The 19,942-nt window shown below is 65.0% G+C and carries 20 protein-coding genes; 8 read left to right on the top strand and 12 right to left on the bottom strand.

Annotation, left to right across the window (positions count from 1 at the left end; all coding sequences use genetic code 11):
- The first annotated feature begins 27 nt into the window (after positions 1-27).
- From C4901_RS14705 to pyrE, 3 genes are read left to right on the top strand one after another with little or no spacing between them, the layout of a single operon-like run.
- Positions 28-804, top strand: coding sequence for an exodeoxyribonuclease III (locus tag C4901_RS14705; protein WP_110137967.1), 777 nt, complete (start codon positions 28-30; stop codon positions 802-804).
- Positions 805-849: 45 nt separating this feature from the next.
- Complete coding sequence (locus C4901_RS14710) at positions 850-1,605, top strand: hypothetical protein (protein ID WP_110137968.1); 756 nt, start codon at positions 850-852, stop codon at positions 1,603-1,605.
- Complete coding sequence (gene pyrE / locus C4901_RS14715) at positions 1,602-2,255, top strand: orotate phosphoribosyltransferase (RefSeq protein WP_110137969.1); 654 nt, start codon at positions 1,602-1,604, stop codon at positions 2,253-2,255. The genes C4901_RS14710 and pyrE overlap by 4 nt, the downstream gene beginning before the upstream one ends.
- A 49-nt stretch (positions 2,256-2,304) precedes the next feature.
- Here pyrE and C4901_RS14720 read toward each other — a convergent pair whose 3' ends face one another.
- Positions 2,305-3,054 carry a sulfite exporter TauE/SafE family protein gene (locus C4901_RS14720; RefSeq protein ID WP_110137970.1) on the bottom strand — a complete coding sequence of 250 codons (750 nt, stop codon included), beginning with the start codon at positions 3,052-3,054 and terminating at the stop codon, positions 2,305-2,307.
- Positions 3,055-3,090: 36 nt separating this feature from the next.
- Here C4901_RS14720 and C4901_RS14725 point away from each other — a divergent pair, with 36 nt between their 5' ends.
- The 5 genes from C4901_RS14725 (at position 3,091) to C4901_RS14745 (ending at position 8,720) form a co-directional block, all read left to right on the top strand.
- Positions 3,091-3,525: a hypothetical protein gene (locus C4901_RS14725; protein ID WP_110137971.1), complete on the top strand. Its 435-nt coding sequence runs from the start codon at positions 3,091-3,093 to the stop codon at positions 3,523-3,525.
- Positions 3,526-4,032: 507 nt separating this feature from the next.
- Entirely contained in the window at positions 4,033-5,250 is a 1,218-nt protein-coding gene (sat, locus tag C4901_RS14730) for a sulfate adenylyltransferase (protein WP_110137972.1), read from the top strand.
- Positions 5,251-5,310: 60 nt separating this feature from the next.
- Positions 5,311-5,778 carry an adenylyl-sulfate reductase subunit beta gene (gene aprB, locus C4901_RS14735; RefSeq protein WP_110137973.1) on the top strand — a complete coding sequence of 156 codons (468 nt, stop codon included), beginning with the start codon at positions 5,311-5,313 and terminating at the stop codon, positions 5,776-5,778.
- Positions 5,779-5,856: 78 nt separating this feature from the next.
- Entirely contained in the window at positions 5,857-7,776 is a 1,920-nt protein-coding gene (gene aprA, locus C4901_RS14740) for an adenylyl-sulfate reductase subunit alpha (RefSeq protein ID WP_110137974.1), read from the top strand.
- 95 nt (positions 7,777-7,871) lie between these two features.
- The gene (locus C4901_RS14745) at positions 7,872-8,720 is read left to right on the top strand and encodes a YkgJ family cysteine cluster protein (protein ID WP_110137975.1); all 849 of its coding nucleotides are present in this window, start codon (positions 7,872-7,874) and stop codon (positions 8,718-8,720) included.
- Here C4901_RS14745 and C4901_RS14750 read toward each other — a convergent pair.
- From C4901_RS14750 to nifK, 11 genes are all read right to left on the bottom strand, one after another.
- On the bottom strand, positions 8,717-11,425 hold the full coding sequence (locus tag C4901_RS14750) for a bifunctional diguanylate cyclase/phosphodiesterase (protein ID WP_110137976.1): 2,709 nt from the start codon (positions 11,423-11,425) through the stop codon (positions 8,717-8,719). The two genes, C4901_RS14745 and C4901_RS14750, sit on opposite strands and share 4 nt — an antisense overlap.
- Positions 11,426-11,811: 386 nt before the next feature.
- The gene (locus C4901_RS14755; protein WP_205736045.1) at positions 11,812-12,918 is read right to left on the bottom strand and encodes a cytochrome-c peroxidase; all 1,107 of its coding nucleotides are present in this window, start codon (positions 12,916-12,918) and stop codon (positions 11,812-11,814) included.
- A 197-nt stretch (positions 12,919-13,115) separates the two neighbouring features.
- Positions 13,116-13,646 (bottom strand): nitrogen fixation protein NifQ, encoded by a 531-nt coding sequence (locus C4901_RS14760; RefSeq protein ID WP_110137977.1) that lies wholly within the window; start codon positions 13,644-13,646, stop codon positions 13,116-13,118.
- 4 nt (positions 13,647-13,650) lie between these two features.
- Entirely contained in the window at positions 13,651-13,968 is a 318-nt protein-coding gene (gene fdxB, locus C4901_RS14765; RefSeq protein ID WP_110137978.1) for a ferredoxin III, nif-specific, read from the bottom strand.
- Positions 13,961-14,185 (bottom strand): CCE_0567 family metalloprotein, encoded by a 225-nt coding sequence (locus C4901_RS14770; protein ID WP_110138673.1) that lies wholly within the window; start codon positions 14,183-14,185, stop codon positions 13,961-13,963. The genes fdxB and C4901_RS14770 overlap by 8 nt, the downstream gene beginning before the upstream one ends.
- A 4-nt stretch (positions 14,186-14,189) precedes the next feature.
- Positions 14,190-14,666, bottom strand: a complete 477-nt coding sequence (locus tag C4901_RS14775) for a NifX-associated nitrogen fixation protein (RefSeq protein ID WP_110137979.1) — start codon at positions 14,664-14,666, stop codon at positions 14,190-14,192.
- Entirely contained in the window at positions 14,656-15,069 is a 414-nt protein-coding gene (gene nifX, locus C4901_RS14780; RefSeq protein ID WP_110137980.1) for a nitrogen fixation protein NifX, read from the bottom strand. Before nifX ends, C4901_RS14775 begins: the two co-directional genes overlap by 11 nt.
- Positions 15,066-16,502 (bottom strand): nitrogenase iron-molybdenum cofactor biosynthesis protein NifN, encoded by a 1,437-nt coding sequence (gene nifN, locus C4901_RS14785; protein WP_110137981.1) that lies wholly within the window; start codon positions 16,500-16,502, stop codon positions 15,066-15,068. The genes nifX and nifN overlap by 4 nt, the downstream gene beginning before the upstream one ends.
- Positions 16,499-17,893 (bottom strand): nitrogenase iron-molybdenum cofactor biosynthesis protein NifE, encoded by a 1,395-nt coding sequence (nifE, locus tag C4901_RS14790; protein ID WP_110137982.1) that lies wholly within the window; start codon positions 17,891-17,893, stop codon positions 16,499-16,501. The genes nifN and nifE overlap by 4 nt, the downstream gene beginning before the upstream one ends.
- A gap of 26 nt (positions 17,894-17,919) precedes the next feature.
- On the bottom strand, positions 17,920-18,270 hold the full coding sequence (locus tag C4901_RS14795) for a 2Fe-2S iron-sulfur cluster-binding protein (RefSeq protein WP_110137983.1): 351 nt from the start codon (positions 18,268-18,270) through the stop codon (positions 17,920-17,922).
- 79 nt (positions 18,271-18,349) lie between these two features.
- On the bottom strand, positions 18,350-19,906 hold the full coding sequence (gene nifK, locus C4901_RS14800) for a nitrogenase molybdenum-iron protein subunit beta (protein WP_110137984.1): 1,557 nt from the start codon (positions 19,904-19,906) through the stop codon (positions 18,350-18,352).
- Between the last annotated feature and the right edge of the window lie 36 nt (positions 19,907-19,942).

A 19,942-nucleotide genomic window follows, 5' to 3' on the forward strand; every position in this document is an offset into this window, starting at 1 on the left:
CCCAGGACGACCGAGGCCTGAGAACATATGCTCCGTATCGTGACCATCAATCTGAACGGCATACGCTCGGCGTGCGCCAAGGGCTTTCTCGCCTGGCTCGCAAGGCAAGACGCCGACGTCGTGTGCCTGCAGGAACTGCGGGCCCAAGAGGCGGACCTGACGCCGGAGATGCGCGCGCCGGGCGGCTACCAGGGCTATTTTCATTGCGCCGACAAACGCGGCTACAGCGGCGTCGGCATTTATGCAAAAAGGCCCCCCGACGGCATCGTGACGGGCGTCGGACGGCCCGACATCGACGCCGAAGGGCGTTATCTCGAACTCATATTCGGCACGCTCTCGGTGGTGTCGGTGTATCTCCCGTCGGGCTCCAGCGGACCCGAGCGCCAGGCCGCGAAATTCGCCTTCATGGACCATTTTTTCCCGCAGCTCGCGACGCTCGCCCAGCGTGGGCGCGAGGTCGTGCTGTGCGGAGACTTCAACATCGCGCACCAGGAGATCGATCTGAAAAACTGGCGCGGCAATCGCCACAACAGCGGCTTCCTGCCCGAGGAACGGGCGTGGTTTACGCGCGTCTTGAACGAACTGTCGTTCGTGGACGTGCACCGCGCCCTGTGCCCCTCGGAAGGCGAAGGATGCTATACCTGGTGGAGTAACCGCGGACAGGCCTATGCCAAAAATGTCGGGTGGCGGATCGACTACCAGATCGCCACGCCCGACCTCGCCGCGCGCGCCCGCAAGGCGCAGGTCTACAAGGAACAGCGCTTCAGCGACCACGCGCCGCTCATTATCGACTATGATCTATAGTCGCCGCCGGGCCGTACGCCCGGACCGTTCCTCGAGGGTCAGCCTATGTCACGCCTGAAGGCCGCCGCCTGGCATCTCGCGCTCACCGCCGCGGCGCTCGCCGCCGTATTCGCGATCGTGCGCACGCTTTGGTATCCGCACCCGCTGCTGGCCGCCGACGGGGCCTGGCAGGCCTATGGGCTTTTGGCGGGAGCGAGTCTGATACTCGGGCCGGTGCTTACGTTCATCGTGTTCCGCGCCGGCAAAAAGGGCCTGCGCTCGGATCTGGCGCTCATCGCCATCGCCCAGGTCATGGCGTTCGCGTTCGGTGTGCACCTGCTCTATGCCCGCCGCATCCAGATGGTCGTCTATTCCCAGGGGGCGTTTCATGCCCTGGATGCGGCCCACATCGCCCTCATCGGCGCCAAGGGCCAGGCCCTGCTGCGCACCCTGCCCGCGCGCCCGGCCTACGTCTACGTGAAGCTGCCGCACAGCAAGAAGGCCATGTTCGGGGTCGAGATCCGCACGCTGCAGGGCGAGCCGCCGGTCTTTCTGCGCGGCTGGCGCTATCGGCCCTATACCGCCGCGGAGCGGAAAACAGCCCTCGCCCACGGCTACCCGCTCGTGGCCTTGGCGCGCACCAATCATATGGCCGCCGCCGTCATCCGCCGCTTTCGCAAGCACCATCGGCAGCTTGACCAATATGTATTCGTGCCACTGCGCGGGACCTACACGAGCGTGATGCTGGCCCTCGGCCGGGGGGACGGCCGGATCGTCGGCGTGTTACCCTTCAATCCAGGCCTCGGGAAACCCCCCGCATGAACGATACACAAGACGCATTCTTCGACCTCGCGGTGTCCTGCGGCGCGTTGACCTTCGGCGCCTTCACCCTCAAATCGGGGCGCCAGAGCCCGTATTTCTTCAATGCCGCGGCGTTCGCCTCGGGGCGCGCGCTGACCGAACTCGGGCGCCTGTACGCGCGCGCCGTCGAGGCCGCTGGGCTTGGCTATGACGTGATATTCGGTCCCGCGTATAAGGGTATCCCGCTGGCGGTGGCGTTGGCCTCGGGACTCGTCTTCGAATATGGTCGCGACACCCCCTACTGCTTCAATCGCAAGGAGGCCAAGGATCATGGCGAGGGCGGGGCCACCGTGGGCGCGCCCTTGCGTGGCCGGGTGCTGGTCATCGACGATGTCATATCGGCGGGGACCTCGATCGCGGAATCAGCGCGCATCATTGCCGACGCCGGCGCCACGCTCGCCGGCGTCGTGATCGCGCTGGATCGCGAGGAACGCGGCAATGGCGCGCAATCGGCGGCCGCCGAGGTCGCGACGTGCCATCATATCCCGGTGGTGAGCCTCGGACGGCTGTCGGGACTGCTCGCCTACCTCGGCCGGCGCCAAGGCCTGGGGCAATATCGCGAGGCCATCGCCGATTATCGGGCCCGCTACGGCACGAGCGCCGCCGGCTGAGGGGCCCACGGCCCCTTCGCCACCGCCCTTCCCGGATCGGATCGGCCCGCTAGACCAGCAGGCGCATGCCCACGCCGATCGTCAGGATCTCGAAGGCCCGCTTGATCCACCGGTTGGAGGACCCGACGGCGACGTGCGCCCCGGCATAGCTCCCGGTGAGCGCCCCGGCCAGGAGCCAGGGGAGCCACGACCAGCGGATCTGCCCGAATGACCCCAGGGTCGCGGCGCCGGCCGCGTTCCAGGCCAGGCCCACCAGGGTCAGGGTATAGGCCACCGCTGATTTGTAATCGAGCCCGAACCAGCGTACCAGCCATAAAGTACAAAAGAGCCCGGTTCCCGAGGTCACGGACCCGTTCAGAACGCCGATGACAAACAGGCCCAGGCCGCCCAAGGCCAGGCCCCGGGGATCGCGGTGGCGGGCGATGGCCTCCTGCCCGAGATCATGGCGGCGCCACGAATAGAGCCCGAGACCCACGGTCAGCGCCCCCAGGACCATGCGTATGAGCGCCTGCGGGATGGCGAGCACCACAAGCGCCCCCAGGAGCACGCCCGGCAGCCCCGAGGCCAGGACCAGCAGCACGAGGGGGCGGCTGAATAGCCCGCTGCGCCGGTAGCGGCCCCCGGCGCCCACACCCAGCGCCACGCTGGCCACCTTGTGGGTGGCCAGGGCCTGGGGGTAGGGGAGCCCCAAAAACAGCAGCAGGGGCAACTGGATGAGGCCCACGCCGCCCCCGGCGGTGGCCGCGAAGGCGTTTGCCAGAAAGGCCACGCCCACCAAAATTAAAGACCGACTTACCATTTGACTTCCCGCGATCCTGCGCCTTTATTGTAACTCATGCCCAGACCGCCCCTGATCGTGCCCCTGCTGGCCGTGGCCCTGCTCGTGAGCATGGGCGCCACGGCACGGGCCATGGGTGCCATCTTCAAGTGTCGGTCGGGCGATGGACACTGGATCTATGCCGCGCGCCCGCCGGCTGGCTGCCAGGGGCCCCCGGCCATCCTTCCCTTGACCCGCACCCCCGGGCCCCGTGCCCCACGGCCCCGGGGCCGAAGGGTGACGCGCCCCGCGCTCGCCACGCGCGATCGCCTGCGCGCGCGCCTGCACCGCTACGAGGCCACCTTGCATGCGCTGCACGCCACGCGCATACCCCATGATCCGGCCCTGGCGCGCTGGCGGACCAACGCCCTCCATACCGTCACCGTCGATATCTCCGTGCTGCGTCGTGACTTGGGGCACGATAGACCGCGCCGCCGGACATCGAAACCCTGAAACGACCGTGCTCGCGGGCGCGATCTACCGTGCGCACAATGGAGCGCCGGTACGCGCCCTTTGCTCTACGACGCGGACCTTGCCACCTAAGCGCTGTCTCGGAAACAGACCGTATTCCTGGGCCCGGCCGCGCCCGCGCGTCGGCGCGCGCCGATACATCCCTGACGGAAACACCGGATGCGGTCGATAGTGCCATGACCACGCGGTGGCGACCAAGGCCGGATCGCGCACCCGGGACAAGCGTGCCCATCCGGCGCGTCGCCACCACGGCCGCGCCACGATCCCGGGCCGGTGGTCGCGGCCGCCTTGCCAAGACCGGAAGGACGTCGCACACTGATCGTCCGATGGGCAAGGATATGGTGGCGTTCTCTAATTTTAGTTTTTTCTTTTATAAAGCGGGTTTATCGGTTTTCCGTAAAACTTGATTAGTTTTACAAACCGTAAGGCTATAGAGTCTCGCCGACCGGGTGCGCCCGGTATCCGCCTTATAACCGAGGAAAATCGTTAATGTCGAGATTGGTGAGACCCCACGGTAGCGCGGCACTGAAACCCCTCCTCCTGAGCGGGGCGGCGGCGGCAGCCGAAAAAGAACGGGCCAAAAGCCTCCCCTCCCTCCCCATGAGCTCGCGCGAGACCGGGGACGTGATCATGCTGGGTATCGGCGGATTCACGCCCTTGGACGGGTTCATGAATCAAGCCGACTGGCGCGGCGTATGCGACGACATGCGTCTCTCCAACGGCGTATTCTGGCCGATCCCGATCACCCTGTCCGCCGACGAGGGCGCGGCCGCCAAGCTCGCGATCGGCTCGGAGGTGGCGCTTGTAGACAGCGAATCCCGCGAGATCATGGCCACCATGACCGTGGCCGAGAAGTACACCATCGACAAGGCCCATGAGTGCCAGACGGTCTTCAAGACCACCGATCTCGCACATCCCGGCGTGAAGATGGTCATGGAACAAAAGGCGGTGAACATCGCCGGCCCGGTCAAGGTGCTCTCGCAGGGGGATTTCCCGACCAAGTACGCGGGAACATATATGACGCCCGCCGAAACCCGCGCCCTGTTCGAAAGCAAGGGCTGGTCCACGGTCGCGGCCTTCCAGACCCGCAATCCCATGCACCGCTCGCATGAATATCTGGCGAAAATCGCAGTCGAGATCTGCGACGGGGTCATGATCCACTCGCTGCTCGGCAAACTGAAGCCCGGCGACATACCGGCGGAGGTACGGTCGAAGGCGATCGCCAAACTGATCGAAGTGGCGTTCGTCAAGGATACCGTCATCCAGTCCGGCTACCCCCTCGACATGCGCTACGCTGGACCGCGCGAGGCCCTGCTGCACGCCCTGTTTCGCCAAAACTACGGTTGCTCCCACCTCATCGTGGGGCGCGATCACGCGGGGGTCGGCGATTACTACGGGCCGTTCGATGCCCACAAGATCTTCGACGAGATCCCGGCCGGGGCGCTCGAAACGAAGCCCCTGAAGATCGACTGGACCTTCTGGTGTTACAAGTGTGGCGGCATGGCGTCGACCCGGACATGCCCCCACAACGAAAAGGATCGCCTGCTCCTGTCAGGCACGAAACTGCGTAAGGCCCTGTCGGAAGGCCAGGATGTCCCGGCGGAATTCAGCCGCCCGGAGGTCCTGGCGATCCTGCGGGATTATTACGCGAACCTCAAAGACGACGAAAAGGTGGAGGTCAAGCTCAGTGGTCATTCGGCGAAATAGCCGTGGGCGAGCCTTGCCCGGACGTATCGTCACATCACTTTCCTAGAAGCGGAGTCAACTATGCCAACGTTTGTTCGCACCGATAAATGCGATGGCTGCAAGGGTCAAGACAAGACCGCATGCATGTACATCTGCCCTCATGACCTCATGCTGCTCGACAAGGACGGCTCGAAGACCGGCCATGCGATGAAGGCGTTCAACCAGGAACCCGAGCAGTGCTGGGAATGCTACTCCTGCGTCAAGATCTGCCCGCAGAACGCGATCGAGGCGCGCCACTACGCCGACGTCGTGCCCATGGGCGGCTCGGTGCAGCCGCTACGCGGTACGGATTCGATCATGTGGACCATCAAGTTCCGCAATGGCGCCATGAAGCGTTTCAAGTTTCCGATTCGCACCACGCCGGAGGGCTCTATCAACCCATACGGTGACAAGCCCAAGGCGGATCTCTCCAAGCTCACGGACATGGCGCTTTTTACCGAATCCAAGCCGTATCCGTGCGACCGGAGCCAGCTGATCCGCGCCAAGTAATCACGACGCGGTTTTTGAATCGACACCCGGCGAAACGGGCCGTGATCCCGAGCCGGGGTCTCTCAAGTAGGGTGAAACATGTCAACAGAAGCTACATTTGGTAACCCCCAGGTGGTTGAGGAGACCGTCGACATCCTTCTGATCGGCGGCGGTATGGCGGCCTGCGGCGCGGCCTACGAGATCATGCGCTGGACGGAGGGCACGGGGCTCAAGGTGAAACTGGTCGACAAGGCCGCCATGGACCGCTCCGGCGCCGTGGCCCAGGGCCTGTCCGCCATCAATACCTACATGGGCGGCCAGGACCCGGCGGATTACGCGCGCATGGTGGCCAATGACCTCATGGGCATTACCCGCGACGACCTCGCCTATGACGTCGGACGCCACGTCGACGACTCGGTCCACCTGTTCGAGGAGTGGGGCCTGCCGATCTGGAAGCAGCCGGGCGACGAGGACAAGCCGCTGAAAGACGGCGGCAAGCCCGTGCGTTCCGGCAAATGGCAGATCATGATCAACGGCGAGTCCTACAAGGTCATCGTCGCCGAGGCCGCGAAGAAGGCCCTGGGGATGGACAATATCCAGGAGCGCGTGTTCATCGTAAAGCTCGTGAACGATAAGAACGACCCCAAGCGCGTGGCGGGCGCGGTCGGCTTCAGCGTGCGCGACCACAAGGTCTACGTCTATAAGTTCAAGGCCTGCCTGCTCGTCGCCGGCGGCGCGGTGAACATCTTCCGTCCGCGCTCGGTGGGCGAAGGCACGGGCCGCGCCTGGTACCCGGTGTGGAATGCCGGCTCGACCTATGCCATGGCCGCCGAGGCCGGTGCCGAGCTCACCATGATGGAAAACCGCTTCGTGCCCGCCCGCTTCAAGGACGGCTACGGCCCGGTCGGCGCTTGGTTCCTGCTGTTCAAGGCCAAGGCGGTCAACGCCTTCGGCGAGGTCTACATGGAGCGCAACAAGGAGATGCTGAAACAGTATCCCCCCTATGGCCTTGCCCATGTGCCCGCGAGCTGCCTGCGTAACCACCTCATGCTGCATGAGATGAAGGAAGGCCGCGGCCCGATCTACATGGATACGCCGACCGCGCTTGCGAAGCTCGCCGAGACCATGACCCCGAAGGAGATCAAGCACCTCGAGGCCGAGGCCTGGGAAGACTTTCTCGACATGTGCATCGGCCAGGCCGGGGTGTGGGCAGGCGAGAACATCGAGCCCGAGAAGAAGCCGTCCGAGCTGATGCCGACCGAGCCGTACCTGCTCGGCTCGCACTCGGGCTGCTCCGGGATCTGGGTCTCGGGACCCGAGGATCTGGGCGCGCCGGACGACTGGCACTGGGGCTACCGCTCCATGACCACCGTCAAGGGGCTCTTCACCGCCGGCGACGGCGTGGGCGCCTCGGGCCACAAGTTCTCCTCGGGCTCGCATGCCGAAGGGCGCATCGCCGCCAAGGGCATGGTGAAGTTCGCGCTCGACAACAAGGACTGGGTGCCGGAGCTCGACACGCCGGTGAACGAGCTGGTGGAGGAGATCTACCGTCCGGTGCGCACCTTCCTTGAGCACAAGGACTACACCACCGCCATCGACATCAACCCCAACTACATCACGCCGCGCATGCTGCAGTTCCGCCTGCAGAAGATCATGGACGAGTATGTGGCGGGGGTCGCGACCTGGTACCAGACCAACGCGAAGATGTTGGGGGTTGCCGAGGAGAAGCTCGAGATGCTGAAGGAGGACGCGTTGAAAATGCGCGCCAAGGACCTCCACGAGCTGCTGCGTGCCTGGGAGAACTACCACCGCGTGCTGGCGGCCGAGGCGCATATGAAGCACATCCAGTTCCGTGAGGAGTCCCGCTACCCCGGTTTCTACTACCGGATGGACTTCAACATGGTCGATGAAAAGAACTGGAAGTGCTTCGTGAACTCGACGTATGACCGCAAGACCAAGAAGTGGAACGTGTTCAAGCGTCCGCACGTCGATCTCGTCTCCAAGCCCACCGCGCCGTAAGCGCGATACGCGCGGGCTTAAACGAGGTATAATGAGGGGGTCCCGCGGGACCCCCTTTTTTGTCCGCCGCATCCTGGATTTCCACGAGGAACCCCATGAATCAAGATCCCTCCGATACGCGCCCACAAAGCCCGATAACCCCCGTAAAGCTCGACCTGGATGATCGTTTTCAGTTCGCTTGCCACAGCGGGATCGCATGCTTCAACAAGTGCTGTCAGAGCATCGATATTCAGCTCACGCCCTACGACATCCTGCGTCTCAAGACGCGCCTTCAAATAAGCGCGCGTGAGTTCCTGTTTCGTCACACGGTCCCGTTCGAGATGGATGGTCACGGCGTGCCGGGCCTCAAGTTGCGTACCGCGGATGAGTCGACCCGTTGTCAGTTTCTGACCGAGCAGGGCTGCGGCGTCTACGAGGACCGGCCAACCGCCTGCCGCTATTACGCCTTAGGCCTCATGTCGATGCGCAAAAAGGACTCCCCGACCGATGAAGACGCGTATTTTATCGTGAAGGAGGAGCATTGCCTGGGTCATCACGAGCCGCAGACGCAGACCGTGCGCGCCTACCGCGAGAGCCAGGGTGTCGATATCTACGACGACATGAATCGCGAGTGGCGGCAGGTCGTTTTGAAGAAGCGCTCGTGCGGACCGACCATAGGCAAGCCATCGGATCGCAGCCTGCAGCTCTTCTTTCTGGCAAGCTACGATCTGGACGGATTCCGGGACTTCATCAGCACACCGTCCTTCGACGAGGTCTACGTGGTCTCGCCGCAGGAGCGCGAACAACTGATGCAAGACGATGTGGCCCTGATGCGCTTTGCGTTCCGCTTCCTAAAGCAGTCGCTATTCGGGGAGACCACCATCCCCGAGCGCCCCGAGGCGATGGAAAAGCGCCTGGCGCGCCGTAAGGAGCGGAGCGCCGCCACATCGGGCGAGGCGGGCTAAAGCGGACTTGGGCGGGACCGCCCCTCGCCCAACCCCGGTCCGGCCGCGGGCGCATCCTGTTCGCCAAGACACATCGCGCAGCCGTCGGCCCTCATGAGCGGGCCGGCCAGATCCCCGGCGTAGCGGTCACACCCCCAACGGCGCATGGCCTCGTATTGCCCCGGGGTGGTGACGTGCGAGGCCACGACCGCGATATCGAGCGCGTGCAGGGTCGCGATGATGGCGGTCAGGCCTTCAATGGACTCGGCATCCGCCGAATCATCGAGGGTCAACGAGGCGTCGAGTCGCACCGTGCGAAACGCGAGCGCCTTCAGGTAGGGAAGGCTGGAATACCCGGCCCCGTAGTCGCCGAGCATCACATCGACGCCGTGTCGGCGCCAGCCGGACAGGGCCTCGAGCGCACCCCGCGGGTCGTCCATCACATCCTCCTCATGTATCTCCACACCCACCGATCCCCGATAGCCGTCGCGGCCGGCCAGGAGCGCCGCGAACGACTCCTGGAGGCGGGCGTCACGGAACGGCCGCAAACCCAGCCGGATGTAGACCGGCGGCGTCTTCAGCCCGCGGTCGCGCCAGCGCGCGATCTCGCTACCCAGCTGGCGTAGCGCCCACTCGGCGAGCGACACCGCAAGGCCGGCCTCTTCGGCGATCCCTAGGAAGTCATCGCCGTCCAACAGGCCCTGTTCCGGATGGCGCCATCTGAGGTTCGTCTCCAGGGCCACCACCGTACGTTCGCCGACGGCGCGCACGGGCCGGTAGTACAGCACGAGCTCGCCCGCGCTCAAGGCCTTGTGCAGGCCGCTTGCGAGCTGAACCTCATCGCCGGAGGTGGCGTTGGCGGCCTCATCGTAACAGCGATACAGGCCGCGGCCGGAGCGCTTGGCCTGATACATGGCGGCATCGCTGTGACGCAACAGGGTGTCGACGTCACGGCCATCCTGGGGGTAGAGGGCGACGCCGATACTGGCACTGCAATACAGGGTGTGGTCCCCCAGGAGGTAGGGCGCCGACAGCGCGCGCAGGAGCTTGTCGGCGATCAGTGCCGCGTCCAAGGGCGTGACCAGCGCCGCCGTCAGGATGACGAATTCATCCCCGCTGAGGCGTCCGACCATGTCCTCGGCGCGCAGGGCCTCTTGCAGGCGGCGCGCCACGAGCCGCAGGAAGCGGTCGCCCTGGTCGTGGCCAAGCGAGTCGTTGACGTCCTTGAAGTGGTCGAGGTCGGCGAACATCACCGCAAACAGCTGGCCGCTACGTTCGGCGCGGCGTATGAGCTGATCGATGCGCGCCTGGATCAAGGCGCGGCCCGGGAGGTCGGTCAGGGCATCATGGGTTGCCACATATTCCATGCGCCGTTCGGCCTCCTTGCGCCCGGCGGCATCGCGCGCCGTACCGATGAAGCGCCGCTTGCCGCCCAGATAAAACTCCGACACGCGCAGATCGATCGGAAACTCGCTGCCGTCCTGGCGCCGGCCCGTGAGCTCCCGGCCGGTCCCTATGACCCGCGCCTCGCCGGTCTCCCGATAGTGGCGCAGGTAGTCATCGTGGTGGCTACGATGCGGCTCGGGCATGAGCCGACTCACATTGTGGCCGATCACCTCCTCGGGCGCGTAACCGAAGAGGCGCGCCATGGCGGGGTTGAAGGTCTCGACAATGCCCGTCTCCGAGATCGTGGCGATGCCCTCGTCGACGCTGTTCACGACCGCCTGCACGTAGCTCTCGGTATCCTTCAGGCGCGCATGGGCTTCGCGGGCGCTGTGTTCCGAGGCCACGAGTTCGGCGACGAGCGGCGCGAGCTGCCAGCGCAACACCAGGAGCGCGGTGGCCAGCACCGCCACGATGAGCGGCAACACGATGGTGAATTCCCGATACACGGGGGCATAGAGCGCCGCGGTATCCATGGTCAACACCATCCCAAGACCGGTGTCGGCGACGGGGCGATAGGCGGCCGCCACCTGGTGCCCCAGATAATTGCGCGTCACCACAAAACCGGTGCGCCCGGCCAGCGCATAGCTCATGGGTAGCGGGGTCCCGGCGCGACTGCGCGCCATGCGCGCAAACGCCTGGCTTGGATCGAAGGTATTGGGGAAACAGGTCATGCGCGAGCCCGCCGGACCACATAGACCGATGTTGGCGGCCGAACGCAGGGCTCTGGCACCGAGCAGCAGCCGGCCCAACGCCGGCAAGGGTGCATCGCCCACCACCCAGCCGACGACCGCGCGCCGGCGGTAGACCGGCAAGGCCACGCGCAGCACGAAACCACGTCCCTCGTTCCACAAGAGCGTCGTACCGAGCTCCCCGCGCAAGGGCATGTCCACGACCGGGTGCGCCATGAAGGCCCCGACATGGGCATAGAGGGTCCCGGTATTCGCATAGAGCGCCAACGCCGACAGACGCATGGCGAGGAAGGCGCGCAGACCCCGGTTCATCGTATTCCGTGCCGCGTCCGCCTGGTGGGGCGCGGCCGCCAATTGATCGGCGAGGAACGGACGGGTGGCCACCATGCGTACGCGCAACCGCGCGTCGCGGATGTCGCGCACCGCCCACTGCACGCGCAACGCAAGCCCGGACACGAGGTTGCGCTGCAGGGCGACATCGGCATTGGTGCGCATCACGGTAAAGACCGCGACACCCACGACCACGCCGGCACCCACGACGAGCAGCGCGGCCACGATATTGATCGCCCACCCACGCCGTCTCACTTCCATCGCCCGCGCCCCAGGATCCCGTGGTCTCGCCCGGTCACTGCGCGCCCGCCCGTCCCGCGAACGCCCCCGCGCCCCTCGCGGCCTCCCGTCCGCGCCCGCTCATTTGACACATATCATGGCCGACGACATGGTACCCTGCCGCCCGGGTTTTTCGAACCCCGATGCGCACACACCCCGGCACCGGCCGATGTCCCGGACGACGACCACCACAAGAGAGAATTATAGAAGCTGGCGGATTACAAGCAAACCAGGGCCGGCATGGGAATTCTGTAAGCGCTCGGGCGACCATCCTCCCGGGTCCGGCGGATGGCGCGAAAGGATCGCACCCGCGGCGCGGGCCCCGGGGCCGTTGCGGCCGGGCCCCGCGACCATGCCCGTACCCCGCGCTATTCGCCGCTCATGGCTAACGCCGCATTCACGGTATTGGGCAGTCTTGGCATCATTTGCCGGGGGAGCCGGCCGGTGAGGGTATCGAGAAACGCCACGATCTCACGCACCTGCGCTACGGTGAGGGTCTTGTCGAGCTCCACGCCGGCCATGACACGCACCGCCTGTGACAAGGTATCGACCGAGCCGTTATTGAAATAGGGCGCCTCGAGCGCGACATCCCGCCATGAGGAGACCACCCACATATGCTTGTCGGCGGGCTTGTGCGTCACCTTATAACGCCCCAGATGCGCCATGAGATGGTACTTTGCGACATATTTGTTGTGGGTATAGATCGGGAACTTCATGAAGACCCCCTGACCCATGGGCGTCTTGCCGGCGCCATTGAACATGGGCCCGCTATGACACGAGGTGCAGCCCAACTCCTGCACCACCATGAAACCCTTGCGCGCCTCGGGACTGATGGCGTTGCGATCGCCCCTGGCATAACGATCGAAGGGACTGTCTGGGGTGATGAGCGTGCGTTCGTAGGTTGCTATGGCCTTGGTGATGTTATCGAAGGTCACGGGATGGGGCCCCGGGAACACGCGATGGAACTGCCGGCGATAACCCGGGATGGCCTGAACGCGGGCCGCGACCGCCCGGCCATTTGGCATGCCCATCTCCTTATGGTTCAGAAGCGGCCCCTTGGCCTGCGCCTCGAGCGACGGCGCCCGGCCATCCCAGAATTGCACCGGCAGAAAGGCGGCATTGAACACCGTGGGCGCGCTGCGCGAGGTATCGAGCCGCCCATCGACGCCTTGCGGAAACTTGCGGTTGTCGGTGCCCGTGCCCATGACGTTATGGCAGGAATCGCAGGATATCGTGCCGGTACTGGACAACCGCGGATCGAAATAGAGCTCCTTGCCGAGCGCGATCTTCGCGGGGGTCATCGGGTCGTCGGCGGGCACCGGGGGTTTACTTGGTAGCGCGAGACCCCGCAAGGCCTGCCGGGACAATGTCACGGTCCTGGCGGCGGCGTCGGCGCCCATGAAGGCCGCGAGCGCGATCCAGGCCGCGACACCCAACACCGCGCATCGCGGGAACACGCAATCGTTGCGATCCATCGCCTACTCCTTTGGGCCTTCCAGGCCGAGTCCATGACATCGACGACCTCGCCGCCACCGACGCCCGCGTCATTACGGGCCCGCGATCAGGCGGTCGTTCACCGTCCCGCGAGACATCCACCTTATACCATGCCGCATGACGCACCCATCCCCTTTACGCCGGAGGCCGCTCATCGGGGCGTGGCCGCCGACGAGCGTCACTCGGGCCCAAAGCATGCCGCGTAGTCGCTGCATACGCGGCAACTCGGGGCCTTGCAGAGCGCCACCTGCGCCTGCCGGCAGAGCTCCTTGTAGAAGAACTTCTTCCACTTCATGTTGTGGACATTCCTCTCATAGAGCGCGGTGAAATGCCGGCGCAAAAGCCCGGAGAGCTCTTCCCGGCCGCAAAGCCCCATATCCTGCCAGAGGTGATTGTCCCCCAGACACGCCGTGGCGATGGTAAAGGCGAGCCAAAGGGTCTCGCGGGACTCATCGGCACGGTGCGCCAACAACAGTTCCACGAGCTCGCCATGCTCCTCGGCCCGCAAGGCATCGCAGCCGCCCGCCTCCGGCGCCGTCTCGTCGTCCGCATGTCCGGCCAAATGGCGACGGCGCAGGGCCGAGAATTCCCGGGAATCGAGGCCCAGGGTATGGAATCGCGAGAGCACGCCCGCGAAGGCGCGCGCCACCGCGCTGTCTCCAGGCCCACCCGTTACAATGAGCGCCTCCTGCGATCGGTCTCCGGTCATCTCCCTAGCCTCCTTCCCGCATGGGTGCGTGGGTATAGCACTTCTTCGGACAGATCTTGGCGCAGGCCTCGCACCCCACGCAGTTCTTGGGCTGCGCGATCGTCATCACCTTCTTCTCGTACTCATCGTCATCATCGTCATCCGCGCCCAGGGCAAGGGGTACTGCCTCGCCGTCATCGGTCAAGCCCACGAGTTGCAGGACGTCGCGCCCGCACACCCGGTAGCAACGCCCGCAACCGATGCATTTTTCGCGATTCAAGGCCTGAACGAAGCGCGGCACCCAGCGGCGCCCGTCGGGCATGGTAACCGCGATGTCAGTCACGCTCGCCTCCCACCCCCGCAAGTTCGGCGCGCGCCGCGGCCAGGGCCCGGTAGGCTTCGTGAGTCTCGGTCGCCACGTCCCGGATCGTCTCCCAACCGACCGGCAGGTCCTCGGCGAGATCGTGGAGGCGCATCTTGTGTTCGATGGCCTGGGCGCTCAGCTTCTTGATGCGCTTCTTCAGGGATTCGATGGCATCACTGGTGGATCCTTCGCTCATGGCATCAGCCCCCATAATTCGCCAGATCGGGATAGCGCTCGATCATGGCGATGGCATCGGCCACGATCTTGTCGCCCTCCGCCCCCAGGGCCGCGAGCGTCGGGTACCCATAGCGGTGTACATCGCGCAGGTGTTTGTTCACGACCACGATCCGCCCGGCGAGCAGCACGAGGCGCCCGAAGCCCTCATGGTGCATCTTGATCATGGGTTGGGCCATGACCCCGGTGCGGCGCTCGACGCACAGCCCGACGGCGTTATAGAAAAGCTCCAGACGCCAGAGGGTCTCGGGGTCCGGGTCGCCGATGATCGGGATCTCCTTGCGCCTGGCCTTGTCGACGACATAAGGATCCAGCAGATCACGATCGGTCCTTCCCTCCCAGGCCCCATGGGTATCCTGCGCCCGCCACTGCTTGACAAGCTCGCGGATGAAGGGCGATTGCAGGACGGCGTCGTCTTCCCGGACCACCTCATTATCCGCCATGGCCCACCTCCTCCTCCCAGGCAAAGTTCCGTTCCTGACCCTTCAACAGGGCCTTGCGTAACCAGGGCGGCGGCGTGCCGGATAACACCGCGCGCAGCTTCACGAGCAGATCCTCGATCGGCTCCGGGCTCGAGACCTTCACCGGATGGATGTTCTTCGCGACCACCCGCGCCGCCCCCGACCCCCCGATGGCGGCGACATAAAGGATGGCGCAGTCGGCGACCGCCGCGAGCTTCGGCCCGAGCTTGTCCTCGTTGCCGTCCTCGTTCAACTCGCCGTCGAATTGATGCACCTCTACGCGCTCATAACCATGCGCGGATATCTCGTAGATGGCGATGTTCTTGGCCCAACCGAAATGGGCATCCACATGCTTGAGATCCTGGGTTGCGAACGCGATCTTCATGGCGATTCAAGTCTCCCTGGTGGAATGTCGGGGTGGCCGGGGCTGGCGCACGCACGCTCACCCACCGGCGACCCCTGGCCGTGCTCTTCCCGGACGTCGGGGCCCTCGCCGTCCGGCCGCAGCTCGTGACCATGGGCGAGAAAGATGTTGCCCACCTCGAACACCAGGTCGCGCGTGCCCTTGTAGCCCACGATGACACGGTGCGCGGCGCCCAGACGATCGAATATCGGCGGGCCCATGCGCAAAAACGGGATGCCGAGGCGTTGCGCGGCCTGGCGCCCATGCGAATGGGTGATCAAGAGGTCGCAGCCGGCGGCCTGTACCTCCAGGTCCTCGAGATCACCAAGGCGCACGCCGTCGGCCACGAGCCGCACGAGCACCGGAGACTCAGTGGTGGTGATGGCCGCGGCAATCTCGCAACCCATGTCCTTGCACCACGCCCCCAGGGCCCACAGCAGATCCGGTTCGGCGCCGATGGCCACGCGCTTGCCCCCGAAGAAAAAGTGCGCGTCGAGCATGGCGTCCACGAGCTGGCTGCGCTCGCGGCGATACTTGTCGGGCACCGGCCGCCCCGACAGCGCGCTCAAGGATGCGAACAGGTCATCGGCGGCGCCAAGCCCGGTGAGGCTGCTGAAAATCCGCGTCGGGACCCCGGTCCTCTCGGCCAGCGCGCGCGCCGCCGGACGCATCTGTTCTCCGATGGCGAAGGCGAATTCCGAGGCCCCGATGCGCGCGATCTCGGCTTGCGTCGTCCCCCCAAGGCTCGTGGGGCTGAAGTCCCCGGGCACGTGGCCGTCGAGCGAACCCGACAGGTCGGGCAGGATGATCGGGGACAGGCCAAAAGCGGTCACGATGTCGCGCAGTTCGATGACGTCCCCCGGGGTGACATGACAACCCGGCAGGATGGTCACCTGGCCCTTGACGGTGGCGGCCGGCGTCACCATGGACTCGATGATGGCGGTCACGGCCTTTGCCCAGCCGTCCTGGAAGGCCCCCTGATAATCGGGCGTCGACACATAGACGATCGGCATGTCGAGTTCCGGGTGGGCGTCCTTGATAAGCCGCAGATCCCCCGCGACGTCGTCGCCCTTGGTCTCGGTAAGACCCGTCGAGGCGATGCCGATGAACGCCGGTTTGGCGCGCTTGTGGATGTTCAAAAGCGCCTTTTCGATATTTTCGCCGCCACCGAGGATGGTCGTGACCTCGTTCATGGCGGTGGTCTGCAGCGGGATCGATTCGCGGAAGTGGCGGACGAACAATACGAGGCCGAAGGCCGTGCACCCCTGCGAGCCATGAAAGACCGGCATGGACCCGGCAATACCCAGAAAAGCGAGCGCCGCCCCGAGCGGCTGACTCATCTTCAGCGGATTCACGGTGCAGGCCTTGGTCGCGGGGCCCGTGGCGCGGTCACGCAGGGTGGCGGGCGCGTTCATGACACCGTCTCCGTGTCCCACGGCGCGGGACGGCGCACCTGCGCCCAGATCGGGTTGTACAAGGCCTTGTCGATCTCGCCCACCAGCGCCACCATGCCGTCGTAGCCGGCATAGGCGTGGTGGCGCTCCTGATTGATGTCGAGCCACGGCACCTTGGCCTTCAAGGCCACGAACTGCGAACGACCGCCCGACAGCATGATGTCGGCGCGCGCGTCCTTCAAGAGTTTGTACATCTCGCGCGGCGTCATATCCTCGATCATATGGGCCTCGTCCCCCATGATCTTCTTGATACGCTCCTTGTCCTCCTTGGTCGATTTCTTGACGCTCGTGCCGACGATCTCGACGCCGATCTCCTGCAACGCCGCGACCACCGACCACGACTTCACGCCACCTGTGATCAAGAGCGCGCGCTTGCCCTTCAGTCTCGGTCGATAGGCGTCCAGGCGCGTCCAGGCGCGCGCCTCCTCGCGCGCAATGAGGGCCTCGGCGCGTTCCGCCAGATCCGCGGGCGCGCCGCGCGCGATGAGCAGGCGCGCGATCTCGCGCAGCGCCTCGCTCATGTCCGACACGCCATAGAACGAGCCCTCGAAAAACGGGATGGCGTAGCGCTCCTCCATCTTGCGCGCGACATTGATCATGGCCTTGGAACACACCATCATGGCGGCGCGCGCGCGGTGCGCGGACGCCACCTCGCGGTAACGGGCATCGCCGCTTATGCACGCCAAAACCCGGATGCCCAGTTCGGCCAACAGGGGCTTGACCTGCCAGAGTTCGCCCGCGAGGTTGTATTCGCCGATGATGTTGATGTCATAGGGCGTCGTGTACTCGGGCTCCTGGGTGCCTATCACGTACTCGAGCAGGGCCTCTCCGGCGAGCTTATTGCCAAGGTTCTTGCTGCCGACGAAGCCCGGGGCGTTGACCGGGATGACGGGCCTGCCAAAGCGCGCGCTCGCCGCCTTGCACAAGGCCTCGATGTCATCGCCTATGAGCGCGGTCACGCACGTCTGATAAACAAACACCGCCGGCGGGTCGTATTTGGCGAGGATCTCCTTTATGGCGCGAAACAGCCGCTTCTCGCCGCCGAACACCACATCCGTCTCGTTGATGTCGGTCGTGAACCCGGTGCGGTACAGAAGCGGGCCCGAGGACTTGGCCCCGCGGTTGTCCCAGGAGTTGCCCTCGCAGGCGATCGGTCCGTGCACCAGGTGGGCGACATCGGTTATGGGCTGCAGGGCGATCTTGGCGCCATCGAAGGCGCAGCCCCCGGCCGCCGCCCCCGGTTGCAGGGCCTTCGTGCAGCCCTTCTTGCGCTCCTTGTCGCTCTTCCCCTGATTCTTGCCGCAGGCCGGTTCATTGAAGACCTGCTGCACGGTATTGGCCAGACCATCCATATCACCTCCACGACATTCGCGGGCATTCAGGCAAAGACCAGAATATCCTCGTCTTCCACCACGTATTGACAGGCCAGGCGCCAGAGCGCCGGATGGGCCGGGATGTCCGCGGCGCGATATTCGGCGTCGGTGAGCTTTCCGGCCCGATAGAGAAGCGTCTTTTCGTCCGGACTCAAGGTCACCCGCGCCGTGGCGCGCTCGCGGTCGCGGAACACGACCTTGACCGCGCATGCCCCGCATAATCCCTGACCGCAGGTCTTGTGCACCGGCCACGGGACCTCGCGGGCAAGGCTCAGGAGCGTCACATAGCGCCGCGATTCGACATGGATCACGCGCTCGACGTCGAACGGGGGAGCAATGAATGTCACGCTGCCCATACGTCACCTCTGACCCGCGGCCGTCCCTGGCATGCCCTGGAAAACCCGCCCGCCCTCCATGGACCAGCGGGCGATACCCCTACCGGATGATGTCGAAGCTGTAGTCGGTCTTGCCCGGTATGTTCGTGTCGGCATCGGTCACATCGAAGATCTTGTCGAGGATCTTCACGAGCGTGTTCATGGCGCCTTGGTAACCCCACAGCGGATAGCGATGGTGGTGATGCCGGTCAAAGATCGGGAAGCCTATGCGGATCAAGGGCGTCTTCGTGTCGCGCTCAAGAAACTTCCCGTAGGTGTTGCCGATCAGGAAATCGACGGGCTCGGTGAACAAGAGTGAACGCATATGCCAGAGATCGCGCCCCGGGTAGGCGTGGCAGCCCTTGCCAAACGGCGAGGAATCCAACAACGCCTGCACGCGCGCGCCCCACTCCGGCGTGCCATTGGTGGCCAGGATGTGCACGGGCTCGGCGCCGAGCTCCAGCAGAAAGGCCGCAAGCCCGAGGGTGAGATCCGGGTCCCCGTAGAGCGCAAAGCGCTTGCCATGGATATGCGCCGAGGAATCGGCAATGGCGTCGACGAGCCGCCCCCGTTCGCGGGCGATCTCCTCGGGGATCGCCCGCCCCGAAAGCCGCGCCACCTCCATAAGGAAGCGATCGGTCCCGGCCACCCCCATGGGGTGATTGAAGGCCACGACCTCCTGGCCCTTCTTCGCGATATAGGCGAGCGTCTTCGGCGTACAGAACTCCTGCATGGAGACCGTGGCCTTGGCATGCACGGCGGCCGCGGCGTCGGCGAGCGTCGTGCCGCCGTCATACATGCGGAACTGGCCGTCGGTCGGGGTATCCCATACGTCACTGTTGTCCCCGAGGATCGTATAGTCGATGCCCATGAGACCCAAGAGGCGCTTCACCTCGCGCAGGTTGCCGATGGCATAACCATCGAAGCCTCCGATGAAGTTGATGCTGTCGCGCGGCGCGCGCGTAAGCGGGGCCTCGGTCCCGGCCTTGCCATCCCAGAAATGCTCGAGGATGCTCTTCATGGTATTGTCGTAACCCGTGATATGGCTACCCACGAACGCCGGCGTGTGCGTGAACGGGACATCGAAGGCCTGCGGCACGGAGCCCTTCTCCTTGGCGGTCTTTATGAACGCGTTCAGGTCGTCGCCTATCACCTCGGCCATGCACGTCGTCGAGACCGCGATCATCTTCGGCTTATAGAGGTTATAGGCGTTCGCCAGCCCGTCGATCATGTTGTTCAGACCCCCGAACACCGCGGCGTCCTCGGTCATCGATGACGATACGCACGATGTGGGCTCCTTGAAATGCCGGCTGAAGTGGCTGCGGTAATAAGCGACGCAGCCCTGCGACCCGTGCACGAACGGCAAGGTCCCCTCGAAGCCCACCGCCGCGAACACCGCCCCCAGGGGCTGGCAGGCCTTGGCGGGGTTCACGACCAGGGCCTCGCGCGCGAAATTCAGCTCGCGGTATTCCCGGGTCTTGGTCCAGTCGACGGCCTTTTGAAGTTCGGCCACCGGGACGGCGTTCTCGAAGGCCTTTTTGTTTTCGAACATGTCCACGTATTCCGGGGACCGGAACAGCGTGAAATGGTCGAGGACTTTTTCCGCATTCTGGCTCATACAAACTCTCCATTCACTCGATGAGGGCGTCTATGA

Origin of the sequence: Acidiferrobacter sp. SPIII_3, from assembly GCF_003184265.1 — a bacterium.
In the GTDB taxonomy this organism is placed as follows: Bacteria; Pseudomonadota; Gammaproteobacteria; order Acidiferrobacterales; family Acidiferrobacteraceae; genus Acidiferrobacter.

Bases quoted from the DNA above. Each gene is read 5' to 3' on its own strand.
- C4901_RS14705 (WP_110137967.1), top strand. From the start codon at position 28: ATGCTCCGTATCGTGACCATCAATCTGAACGGCATACGCTCGGCGTGC.
- C4901_RS14710 (WP_110137968.1), top strand. From the start codon at position 850: ATGTCACGCCTGAAGGCCGCCGCCTGGCATCTCGCGCTCACCGCCGCG.
- pyrE (WP_110137969.1), top strand. From the start codon at position 1,602: ATGAACGATACACAAGACGCATTCTTCGACCTCGCGGTGTCCTGCGGC.
- C4901_RS14720 (WP_110137970.1), bottom strand. From the start codon at position 3,054: ATGGTAAGTCGGTCTTTAATTTTGGTGGGCGTGGCCTTTCTGGCAAAC.
- C4901_RS14725 (WP_110137971.1), top strand. From the start codon at position 3,091: ATGCCCAGACCGCCCCTGATCGTGCCCCTGCTGGCCGTGGCCCTGCTC.
- sat (WP_110137972.1), top strand. From the start codon at position 4,033: ATGTCGAGATTGGTGAGACCCCACGGTAGCGCGGCACTGAAACCCCTC.
- aprB (WP_110137973.1), top strand. From the start codon at position 5,311: ATGCCAACGTTTGTTCGCACCGATAAATGCGATGGCTGCAAGGGTCAA.
- aprA (WP_110137974.1), top strand. From the start codon at position 5,857: ATGTCAACAGAAGCTACATTTGGTAACCCCCAGGTGGTTGAGGAGACC.
- C4901_RS14745 (WP_110137975.1), top strand. From the start codon at position 7,872: ATGAATCAAGATCCCTCCGATACGCGCCCACAAAGCCCGATAACCCCC.
- C4901_RS14750 (WP_110137976.1), bottom strand. From the start codon at position 11,425: ATGGAAGTGAGACGGCGTGGGTGGGCGATCAATATCGTGGCCGCGCTG.
- C4901_RS14755 (WP_205736045.1), bottom strand. From the start codon at position 12,918: ATGGATCGCAACGATTGCGTGTTCCCGCGATGCGCGGTGTTGGGTGTC.
- C4901_RS14760 (WP_110137977.1), bottom strand. From the start codon at position 13,646: ATGACCGGAGACCGATCGCAGGAGGCGCTCATTGTAACGGGTGGGCCT.
- C4901_RS14770 (WP_110138673.1), bottom strand. From the start codon at position 14,185: ATGAGCGAAGGATCCACCAGTGATGCCATCGAATCCCTGAAGAAGCGC.
- C4901_RS14775 (WP_110137979.1), bottom strand. From the start codon at position 14,666: ATGGCGGATAATGAGGTGGTCCGGGAAGACGACGCCGTCCTGCAATCG.
- nifX (WP_110137980.1), bottom strand. From the start codon at position 15,069: ATGAAGATCGCGTTCGCAACCCAGGATCTCAAGCATGTGGATGCCCAT.
- nifN (WP_110137981.1), bottom strand. From the start codon at position 16,502: ATGAACGCGCCCGCCACCCTGCGTGACCGCGCCACGGGCCCCGCGACC.
- nifE (WP_110137982.1), bottom strand. From the start codon at position 17,893: ATGGATGGTCTGGCCAATACCGTGCAGCAGGTCTTCAATGAACCGGCC.
- C4901_RS14795 (WP_110137983.1), bottom strand. From the start codon at position 18,270: ATGGGCAGCGTGACATTCATTGCTCCCCCGTTCGACGTCGAGCGCGTG.
- nifK (WP_110137984.1), bottom strand. From the start codon at position 19,906: ATGAGCCAGAATGCGGAAAAAGTCCTCGACCATTTCACGCTGTTCCGG.